Genomic DNA, 10,353 nt, shown 5'->3' with positions numbered 1-10,353 from the left:
TGCCAAATGTAATGGATACATGAATGATTTCACCATTTAGTACGATATCCATATTTCTGATCTCTTGTTGCAGCTCTAGCAAGTGTTCATATGCTTCACTTTTATTCATATCTTCATAAATTAAAACAAACTCTTCACCACCCCAGCGGAAAACAAAACCTAAATGTTCCATATGCGCCGATAAAACACTAGATAATTGCCGCAAGACTTCATCTCCGCTTTGATGTCCATAGGTATCATTAATTTTTTTGAAGTAGTCAATATCTCCCATCGCAAGTGCAAATGTACCATGTCCCTGTTTGGCTTTTTCAAGTAAACTATCAATCACAACATTACAGCTTCTTCGATTATGTAATCCTGTCAATGGATCTTTCCCTACCAGCTCCATAATAGAATCCTGTAGTATCAGCGCAAATTTTCCCATTTCACCAATTTCATCATTTCGCTCTAATACATATGGATCAATTTTCGCTGTCATATCTCCCTGGGCGATATTCCCTAAAAATACTTTTGTTTTATTTAACGCAAAGATTGTCTTTCTGCTATAATAAACAGAAATCAAAATCGCAACCGCCATAACGCCAACTGCACAGGCAATAATAACATAAATTGTTTTCACGATATGGGCAATTACCTGATGACGGGGCTTCCCCACAAACATCATACCAACCACATCCTGTTGCTGCTTTACTGGGATATAATAGCCATAATACTGCATCCCATTTACCTGTACATCATCAGAAAAATAATCCTCTCCCTGCTTTATTACCTGTTGTTTAACAGCCGCACTCGCATGTGTGCCCTTGGCTCTTTTTCCATCTTCATTTAAAATCGTTGTTAAATATCGTGTATCTCCAAAAAACAAAGTAGCGTCTGCTTCAGACATCTTTTTAATACGATCCATCTCATCAATATGCTCGTCAAGAAAAACATCCCCTTTTTTCATACGACCATTTTCTTCTGCATATGTGCCAGGAAACTTCGTATCTAAAACATTGTAACTGCTGTATGCCAGCACTTTTAAACTATATTCAACTTCTTCACTTAAGCTGTCATAGGCGACGAATGACATAATAATGGTAATCACTACACCAAATGCCAAAAGTGGTAAGACAGAAAGTGACATAAAATTGATCGTTAGCTTTCGTTTTTTAAACATACTTCTCGTCTCTTTTCCTATTCCCTTAAATATATTCTTATTTTAACATAGGAGTAACTTTCTGTAAAAGCAATTCCATGGAATTCATAAACGGTTCCCTAAACCTTACCAATTTATACATTTTTAACCATCAATTTCAAAAAAAACAGGATATGCTCCTGTTAGATTAGAATCCCATTACAGTGATCAATTTCGTGTTGAATGATCTGTGCCTGAAATCCGGTAAAGGTTTTTATCTTTATTTTAAAGTTTTTATCACAATACTGAACCTTGATTTTCTCATGACGTTTGACTTCCTTTTCGCCTGTATGACAAAGACATCCTTCCATTGTTTTATACACTTTTCCAGATGTTTTCAAAATCACAGGATTTACCATGATCAAATATTCCCTTTCATCAAATATCACGATAATCCGTTTGGTAACACCAATCATATTGGCAGCCATGCCAACACATGTCTGTGCATGAGCTTTTATGGTATCTAACAAATCCTCTATTACATAACTGTCCTTTTCTGTTGCTTCGCTGCATGGCTGACTTAAAATAAATGTATCTTTTACGATATCTTTTATCATACTGCTTCCTCCTCATATTTTTCATATAAATTATATGATTTTAGATATAGAATATCAATGCTGAAAATCCTATACTGTTTTAAAAGTTTATTCCCTCAGCCTTCCTTTGATATTTGTACTGTTATAAGAAAAAGCACCTGATTTCTTAATCAAGTGCTCCTATATCTATAAGATTTCACAATCCTGTAAATGATTGGTTGCGGACTGTAATTTCATTTGTAATATATTTTCCAAACGCGAGATTGCCCCCACCAAACCAGTGACACGACAATTCAATTGAAACAGCTGTTGTGTGGTAGTATTCTCCATTTGAATGACTTCCTGCATTTTGCTTCCTTCCCCCTGTAAGATATTCGCAAGTGCACTTTCCTGTAAAGCGATGGACTCTATGATATCTGTCCATGCCTGACAACGTGCAGTAAATAAAGGTGTTGTAATGGTTGTTGTGTTATTATCCAAATTGGGATCAGGTGTTTGTGATGTGACTTGCGCAGTATTTATGATAGAAGAATTTATTGTTTCTGATACATCAGCACGAATGAAAATGGTGCGGGTTTCCTGATTATTTAAATTTCCCAGATTCAGACTTCCTGTCCATGGCAAAAAATTTGTGCCGCCATCAATGGAATATTCAGGATTTAATAAATCAGCAGGTATTGTATCTGTTAATACCACATTTTCTGAAATAGATGGTCCCGCGTTACGAACGATAATCGTATAAGTTAGTGGTTGCCCTGGCTGTAAAGGACTGGGACTTGCTGATTTCGTTATGGAAATATCAGCTAATTCTCCAGCGATCGTCACAGGTACCTCATTGGTTTCTACTTCAAATTCTTGTGGAATACCACCTTCCACCGGTGTATACGAATATCGCATATTTGCATGATTTAAAGTAGGATTTATAACTGGTATAGAATCTGCCCTTACAGTAAATGTGATGGTCACACTGCCTTGTACAGGAACATCCGGTACTATAAAACCAGTATCGGGATTTGCCTGTGGCTGAGAAATACCATTCACAATCACACTGCCCTCCACAAAACTTAGTCCTGCTGGTATCATATCCTGAAAGAACACATTTGTAAGAGGATTGCCACAAGGATCCTCCAGAGTAATCGTATATTGAAACTCTTCACCAATAAATGCAGTTGAAGTACTGGCTGTTTTTACTGGTATAAATTCTCGTATTAAAATTTCATTAAATGCGATATCATCAATTGCGTAATCATTTCCAACAACTTCAGGTCCTTCACTTAAAAATTCAACAGTTAAACTTGTGTTATTGCGTGAATTTATAACCGTCCCGACTTCTTTCCATTCCGGTGCATTTGTGTTGACAGGTATCAATGCTCCAAGTGTGGCACTATATAATACACCACCATTTTCATCCAATATCTGTACACCTAATTCAGGATTTGGATAGCCATTCACACGAAACAAATTCAATATCCATGAACGAAATAAATAATTTGTATTTGGTTTTACCTGTATCGTATCCCTGAAAAAGACTGCACCTGGGTTGAAGCCATTTACAATCATCATACGTCCGGTTTCATTACCAATCGTATGATCTGCAATCCTCCACCATGCGCCAATTTCTGCACTCATGGAATTATTCATAATATTTTGTACCGTATATTCTCCATCCAGAGGTGTAAATACGGCAGGATTTGGTAAAACATATGTGAAGTCTGGTGTTACACCCGGATATGGTTCTGTTGGTGCACCTGTATTAGCAGATGTTCCCGCAGGGAATGTGCCAAACGTACCTTCATCTGCGACATTGATAAGATTATCACCTGAAATAATAGCACATTCATCAATAATTGCTTCAATAGGTGTATAAATAACAGGTCCATTATAGAAATTTTGATTTGTTAATTCATTACCAGCTACTGTAACAAAAAGTGTATCTGGTGTTAAAGAATCAATATTGGTAGTTCCTGTAGGAGGATTACTTACTGCTGATACTGGAGGATTGACACCTTCTGGTATATTTCCAACTACGGCATTCGCAAAATCTCCGGGTGAAGTCACACCGCCTGTTTCACCATAAGCTTCCACAATTCGATAACTGCCATCTGGTACATTGATAAAACTATAATTCCCATTTGTATCCGTTAATACAACCAAACGCATACCTGATACTGTATTTTGAAGAACAACAGGTATCCCAGCAATCCCTGAATCCTGAGAAGATATGCTTAAGCTGCGATCTCTATCAAAAATTACGCTACCTGATATTGTTGCCATTGCCATTCACCCCCACTTCATCAAAACATGTGGCATCTATCATATCCACAAGCTCTAACTTTGTCTGTAATATTGTTTCCAGCCTTGTTGCAGTATTGACCATCTGTTCCACAGAACGATTCAGTTGTAAAAGCTGTTGTGCTGTAACACCTTCCATATTGATCACTGTCTGCATTTTTTCTGATTCTGCATTCAGGATATGTGATAAAGCACGTTCCTGCATTGCGATAGATTCTATTAAATCTGTTATGGCTTGTTCACCTGTACGATCTCCAGGCGTAATCACTGGCATTCCCATAGTGTATCCTCCTTGTATAAAACATGATTGTATACTTCAGTATATGTTTTTAAGCATGATATGGTTCATAAAAAAAGAATGTTTCTTCATATATCGACATACAATACAGAGAATGAAACATAAATGGAGGTATTATTATGGACTTTACATTACAATTTGAAGAATGTATCTGCCTATCCTGTGGACAGCCTTATACATATGAAGGCGTTGCATATGATGGAAATGCATATTATTTTACCTTATCAAATGCTCCTTGTATTCATATCTATCAAAAAGATTTTTCATTTATGGCATCTTATGAAACATGTCGTGATTATTCCGCTATTTGTTATGATTCTGTAAATTATTGTTTTTGGGCAAGTGATCATGCGCATCCAAATATTCTGTATTGTCTTGATGAAAATTTAAATGAACAAAGTGCTTTTACCATACCTATAGATAAAAATATTGATATTATGGGTTTATCCTGTGATGATATCCATGATACCCTTTTTATTTCCTTTTACGAAGGCGTTATGGAAATCACAAAAAATGGTCAAATACAAAATCAATATGCGCCAATCATTGGTACATTCGCATCTGTATTAAGTTATGATGATGCTTTTTTAACACTTCACGCACATAATGACATGCAGTTTCTTGATTTTCAATCTTTAAATGGCACTCTTTTGGAAAGCTATCCAATTGATTGTCCTTATCAGATCATGAATATTATATGGGATTATGAACGAATGAAAACATGTGATATGTTATGTTTTCTGTTTCTTATCATCGGAAAAGATGGATGTCCATGCTTTATAAAATGCTGTTTAAAACCATGTCAATGTAAGCCATGTGCTTGTGATCTGGATGATTGTAATCGATCAGACAGTGTTTGCCGATTGCTTTCTTCCATTGCCTGCATAGAAGCTGCACTTTCTCATATTCTAAATGCAGAAGGTGAAAAAATACAAAAGGCGGTTGAAATCGCCAGTAATGTCTGTGAACTCTTGGAAGTAAATGAATCTGTTCGTAAAACAGTAACGGATGTTACCATGCTGGAACAGGTTTTATTTGCTAAATTAAATGCTGTATTAGAAATAGATCAATGTATAAATGATTGTGAGGATTGTGAAAACTAGTGAACAAAAATGTCCACTAGTTTTATTTTTCTATATCTTTTATCTTCTTTGCTCTTACAATGATGATTTCCGGGATTTCTTCATGAGCGAAACATTCCTCATAAAAACCATCAACTACAAAACCACATGCAAAGCAAAGATGGAATATATCCTGCATCGGACGATGATAATAGCACTGTTCTTTGGGTTGCCCAGTAATCGCTTCCCCATAATAACTATGTGGTGTCATGTATTGCTTTGTTAAAGTGACAAAACATGGATGCTGTGTTGCGAATACAAAGGATCCTTGATCTATTAGCATTTGATTTACACTTCTAAATAGTGGTTCTATATCTGAAATATCCATAATTGCCATATTGGAAACTGCTTTTGTGAAAGGCTTCTTTCTTCTTAAAGCCAAAAGACTACTTTCATTAGTCGCATCAGCTACACAGAATTTAATTTGCTCTAGGTATCGGTGTTGACGTTTTTTCGCCAATTCTATCATATTTGCTGAATAATCAAATGCCACAACAGAAATACCTTGATTAGCAAGATATGCTGAATAATTTCCATTCCCACATGCGATATCTAAAATGAAATCATCTGGTTGAATATCTAACAATTCATTTACTTTAGGACGTACTGTTTCTCTATGAAATTTGTTTGACTCATCTCCCATTGCCTCATCCCAAAACTTTGCATTTTCTTCCCATGCTTCTAAACTTTCTTTATTTTTATCATCCATTTTAAAACTTCTCTAATGGTTAAGCTTTTCTTATCATAAAGTATTTTACTTCAAAATTCATTGATTACTTTTTAATGAAATTCGATTATACAATTTCCCAAACAAAAGTCGCAGTGTCTTGCACATCAATTTCATTTAAATAATGATCTTTATACTTTTCACAATAATCTCTATCCTCATAAATAACATCGTTTTCATCTGAAAAAACCAATCGGTTAAATATATTTTCCGGAGTATCTCGTAATTCAATCGCCAAAACGTTTTTTCTTTTCAATATATCCTGAATAGAATCGATATATGTCATTGGTGTAATTGCAAAAACAATTTTGTCTGTTCGATTCACGATCTTCTTAATAATTTGCCCACGTATTTGATCTCTTTGATAAAGCGTAGGCGTATTATTTATAAAATCTTCAAGTGTTGTATGTAATGCTTTTTTTACTTCTTCATCTAAATCATAAAAAGTATAACCAATTTTTTCTGCTAATAATTTAGCACATGTTGTCTTACCTACATTAGAAACACCAAATAATAATATTTTCATAACATAATCTAGATTATTCTATTAGCCTTATAACAATAATCTTTCTCCTTTCTTAAGCTATAAATAATTCTCCATTATTTTCTCTTTATGTGTAGCTTTATGTCTTTTTCATTAACCCTTGTTTCTTGCGATTTCTAGTGATCAACAATTAATCGTTCCACTTTTTCCATAAGTGTAGCATACTTTGTTTCATATATATCTTAATCTGAACTATCTTCATCATATACAAGAAATTTTATATAGTAGAAATCTGTTCTATCGCATAAAGAGGTAGATTGATAAGTCCATCTTCTTTTTTATAATCTGCCATGGATGTGCGAACGGAAATTTCAGGTGAAAATTTCTCTCGATATGTTTTAAGACTCTTAGCTTTAAGATTTACTTCTGCTTTTACTTCAACTGGAATAATCTGCTCTCCAGTATCAACGATAAAATCAATCTCACAAGAACCTCGATCATTCGTATAATAATAAATACCTAAATCATCAATTGTTTTTAATTGCTGACAGACATATTGTTCAGTTAAAGCACCTTTGAATTCAACAAAAAGGGCATTGCCATCAAGTAAAGTGCGCTGCCGAAGTCCGCTCATACATCCAAGAAGTCCTACATCAAGCACGAAAAGCTTAAATGCCTTTAAATCTTCATAGGCTTTTAACGGAATTCCTGCTGCATTAACACAGCTAATCTTGTGCACAAGTCCACAGTCTGTTAGCCACATAATTGCAGTTTCATAATCTTTTGCACGCCCACCTTCACGTACAAGACCGTAAATGAATTTTTTATTTTCTTTTGCAAGTTGGGAGGGAATGCTGTTCCATATCATACGAATCTTGGGAACAAGTTCATAAGGAGCATGCTTTGAAAAATCTTGTTCGTAAGCTTCAAGTATCCTCCTTTGAATCGCACGAACCTCATTAAAGTCTTTATTCTCAGCAAAACATTGCACTGCTTCCGGCATACCACCGACAAAGTAGTAAAGTTTTAAAGCATCAATATACGTTTGTTTGAAACTTGTTATCATATCAAAGTCGCGCGTGTTCATCAACTCAGCAAAACGTTCTTTTTCGGTTGCCATTAAAAACTCCTTAAAAGATAATGGATAAAGCTTCAAAAAATCAACTTTACCTACGGGGAAAGATGTCCCTTCGTGCAAAGCAATTCCTAAAAAAGAACCTGCACAAATGATATGATACTGTGGTGCATTTTCATAAAAATATTTAAGAGATGCTAACGCTCTTGGCACCTCCTGTACCTCGTCAAAAATTAGTAGCGTATTTTCCGGATTGATCTTTCTACCCGAATACAACTCTAATCCCATAATCAAACGTTCTGTATCTAAATCTGATGCAAAGAGTTCCGCCATTCTAGAATTAGAGTCAAAATTAATATATATGGTATTTTCATATGCCTGTTTACCAAACTCTTTCATAATCCAAGTTTTTCCTACTTGCCGCGCTCCTTCAATTATTATTGGCTTACGTCGTTTGCTTTTTTTCCATTGATATAATTTTTCAATTGCAATTCGGTACATATCCACACCACCTTAAATTATTTCAAGCATATTATGACATATTATTCCGAATTATACAGCGATATTTTGTACTATACCAACATTTTTTACAACGAATAAAAGATTTTTCCGTATATATCAAGTTATAATTAACTCAAATCTAGTACATTCCAAGATCAACTGAATATTTTATCATACCTTTATGAGAGTTCTCCTCTATGCTAGAGGATTTTTATACGATTTTCAATTTTACATACAACTATATTTTAATTATATCTCTACTCCAAATCCATTGAGAGCCTATACTTCCTATCTTTTTTATCATTTTTCCTATCTAACTCAGAATTAACAAAATTCATATGCCAACAAAATTTTTGATAAGTCTTTTCATCTATGCCTTTTCCCACTTCTTTTTGCATTTTTTTAAAACCATTCATTAACATTTGTCCACAAAAATAACAATTATTAAGAAAATTCAAAAAATAAAGATTATCAAAATCTTTTCTTATAAATTCACACAACTGACTATCTTGTTTGATTTCATTAACAACTTTCTTTTCAATGATAATTCTAGGATAATTTGCAATCTTGTCTTCCAAATAGTACGATTTCAAAAGTGCTTCACCCCAAACCATCACATCATCTATAAAGAGTTGTCCTATCGAAATGCCTCCACGCAAAAGCCAGCCAACACTATCACTTGCGGCTAACTCTTGAAAATGTCCTGCACACATTAATAAACTCCTTATATCCCGTTTGCGTTGAAAGATCTCATTGGACAATTTTTTTGCTATAATAATATTATTCGAGAAAATCTTAAACTGAATATCCTTATTCTCATCAATTTGAATATCCTTTGTTAAATCTATAGAAAACGTATATAAATTATGTAACTTATTCATTGCCAATTGTTGATCTGCTGCCTTTATTTTATTACTGACTCCTAAAAGATCAATATATGCAACAATGTACGTCCCCGTCTTTCGGTCATAAGCATCCACATTTTGATTTACTAACATTGCAATCTCCCTATTTTTTTCGCTTTGGCACCTAAACTCCTTATTCCCATCTTAACATAATTAGTTTAATCGCTGAAAAATCTGTTCATATCTAAATTTTGCCAAAACTTTCATTTTTTTATTACCCCACCTCATTAACACCAAACAAATTTCAGTCCACCCAAACATAAAAACACAGCCTCATATCTGAACCAAATCGCTGTACCACTTTGATTTACAAAACTTTCTTTGACAGCAAGCAAACGGTCTCCACATAATTCGGGTGTTCGTAACTGCTATGAGTTGCAGTAACCTCTTGTTGATTTTTTTCAAACACTTAATATGGATTTCTAATGATTATATCTGTTTTGAAAGATATTATAAAACATAATAAATTCATTTATTTCTTCTTCAGATATAGATATTTCTCCATCAGCATCATTAATTTTTTCAATCAATTCATAAATCCTCGATAAAATAAAAGTTAATTCCTGATTAAGGTTTAAAAGTCTTTCAAAATGTCTATTAAACTTTTCAATCTCGATTTTCTTTTTCATTTTCAATATTTCTTCGTACGTTAAATTAAGAGAACCTTCAATTTTATTAATCTTATTGAGAAGCACGTTTACATTTGAAAAAAATTCTGTCCTTAAAAACCTATGAAAAAAGTCAACTCCTAGTTTTTCTTTTTGAATTCTTTCTTTATTCTGTTCTTTCTTGTTAAAAATATTTTGTAGAGCTAATGCACCAACAATACTTATTGTCGTTCCTAGCAAAGTACCTAACAATGATATAAACGCAATCTTATAATCAAGATTTGGAATAAACGAAAGATATAAACTAACAATATCTCTAACAAATGGAAAATATAACAATAAAGGAAAACTAAATATAAAAACAATTACTACACCAATAATAATTAAAATCCAATATGATAATCCTTTTTTCTTTTTCATAAATCGAAAACTATTTTTATTCGATAATCCCGCCATTTCATCCTCCAGATTTACTTTTTGTTTTTACATACAATATAATAATAAGTAACGAGACTGTTTTTACATCTTCTAAACTAACTATTATATGGAATTAAAAACAAAAATATTCATATTTTTCAATGCCAATAAGTTAAGGGTATTGACAAAAACAAAAATCAGGAATATAGCTA

General features: G+C 33.6%; 10 protein-coding genes. 1 reads left to right on the top strand and 9 read right to left on the bottom strand.

Features of this window, described 5'->3' with window-relative positions; translation table 11 throughout:
* From DW761_RS20550 to DW761_RS20535, 4 genes are all read right to left on the bottom strand, one after another.
* On the bottom strand, positions 1-1,159 hold a 1,159-nt coding region (locus DW761_RS20550), incomplete at its 3' end, for a diguanylate cyclase (protein WP_117519217.1).
* Between the two features lie 161 nt (positions 1,160-1,320).
* Complete coding sequence (locus DW761_RS20545) at positions 1,321-1,734, bottom strand: peptide deformylase (protein WP_117519216.1); 414 nt, start codon at positions 1,732-1,734, stop codon at positions 1,321-1,323.
* Positions 1,735-1,899: 165 nt separating this feature from the next.
* Complete coding sequence (locus tag DW761_RS20540; protein ID WP_117519218.1) at positions 1,900-3,987, bottom strand: SdrD B-like domain-containing protein; 2,088 nt, start codon at positions 3,985-3,987, stop codon at positions 1,900-1,902.
* Positions 3,968-4,285, bottom strand: a complete 318-nt coding sequence (locus DW761_RS20535) for a hypothetical protein (RefSeq protein WP_233513149.1) — start codon at positions 4,283-4,285, stop codon at positions 3,968-3,970. Before DW761_RS20535 ends, DW761_RS20540 begins: the two co-directional genes overlap by 20 nt.
* A gap of 137 nt (positions 4,286-4,422) precedes the next feature.
* On the opposite strand from DW761_RS20535, the gene DW761_RS20530 reads away from it, so the two are divergent.
* Positions 4,423-5,406 (top strand): hypothetical protein, encoded by a 984-nt coding sequence (locus tag DW761_RS20530; protein ID WP_117519215.1) that lies wholly within the window; start codon positions 4,423-4,425, stop codon positions 5,404-5,406.
* A gap of 22 nt (positions 5,407-5,428) precedes the next feature.
* On the opposite strand, the gene DW761_RS20525 is transcribed toward DW761_RS20530, so the two are convergent.
* The 5 genes from DW761_RS20525 to DW761_RS20505 all read right to left on the bottom strand — a co-directional run bounded on the left by DW761_RS20525 (position 5,429) and on the right by DW761_RS20505 (position 10,180).
* A complete protein-coding gene (locus DW761_RS20525) occupies positions 5,429-6,133 on the bottom strand; it encodes a class I SAM-dependent methyltransferase (RefSeq protein WP_117519214.1) in 705 nt (234 codons plus the stop codon).
* An 85-nt stretch (positions 6,134-6,218) separates the two neighbouring features.
* On the bottom strand, positions 6,219-6,677 hold the full coding sequence (locus DW761_RS20520; protein ID WP_117519213.1) for a shikimate kinase: 459 nt from the start codon (positions 6,675-6,677) through the stop codon (positions 6,219-6,221).
* 235 nt (positions 6,678-6,912) lie between these two features.
* Positions 6,913-8,211, bottom strand: coding sequence for an ATP-binding protein (locus DW761_RS20515; RefSeq protein WP_117519212.1), 1,299 nt, complete (start codon positions 8,209-8,211; stop codon positions 6,913-6,915).
* Positions 8,212-8,468: 257 nt separating this feature from the next.
* A complete protein-coding gene (locus DW761_RS20510; protein WP_117519211.1) occupies positions 8,469-9,209 on the bottom strand; it encodes a hypothetical protein in 741 nt (246 codons plus the stop codon).
* 329 nt (positions 9,210-9,538) lie between these two features.
* Positions 9,539-10,180 (bottom strand): hypothetical protein, encoded by a 642-nt coding sequence (locus DW761_RS20505; protein ID WP_117519210.1) that lies wholly within the window; start codon positions 10,178-10,180, stop codon positions 9,539-9,541.
* Positions 10,181-10,353 lie beyond the last annotated feature (173 nt).

The organism is Absiella sp. AM29-15, assembly GCF_003434225.1.
GTDB lineage: Bacteria > Bacillota_I > Bacilli_A > Erysipelotrichales > Erysipelotrichaceae > Hoskinsella > Hoskinsella hominis.
This window is presented reverse-complemented; position numbering and strand designations above follow the sequence as displayed.

Coding starts and splice junctions, on each gene's coding strand:
- DW761_RS20545 (WP_117519216.1), bottom strand. CDS start 1,734: ATGATAAAAGATATCGTAAAAGATACATTTATTTTAAGTCAGCCATGC.
- DW761_RS20540 (WP_117519218.1), bottom strand. CDS start 3,987: ATGGCAACAATATCAGGTAGCGTAATTTTTGATAGAGATCGCAGCTTA.
- DW761_RS20535 (WP_233513149.1), bottom strand. CDS start 4,285: ATGGGAATGCCAGTGATTACGCCTGGAGATCGTACAGGTGAACAAGCC.
- DW761_RS20530 (WP_117519215.1), top strand. CDS start 4,423: ATGGACTTTACATTACAATTTGAAGAATGTATCTGCCTATCCTGTGGA.
- DW761_RS20525 (WP_117519214.1), bottom strand. CDS start 6,133: ATGGATGATAAAAATAAAGAAAGTTTAGAAGCATGGGAAGAAAATGCA.
- DW761_RS20520 (WP_117519213.1), bottom strand. CDS start 6,677: ATGAAAATATTATTATTTGGTGTTTCTAATGTAGGTAAGACAACATGT.
- DW761_RS20515 (WP_117519212.1), bottom strand. CDS start 8,211: ATGTACCGAATTGCAATTGAAAAATTATATCAATGGAAAAAAAGCAAA.
- DW761_RS20510 (WP_117519211.1), bottom strand. CDS start 9,209: ATGTTAGTAAATCAAAATGTGGATGCTTATGACCGAAAGACGGGGACG.
- DW761_RS20505 (WP_117519210.1), bottom strand. CDS start 10,180: ATGGCGGGATTATCGAATAAAAATAGTTTTCGATTTATGAAAAAGAAA.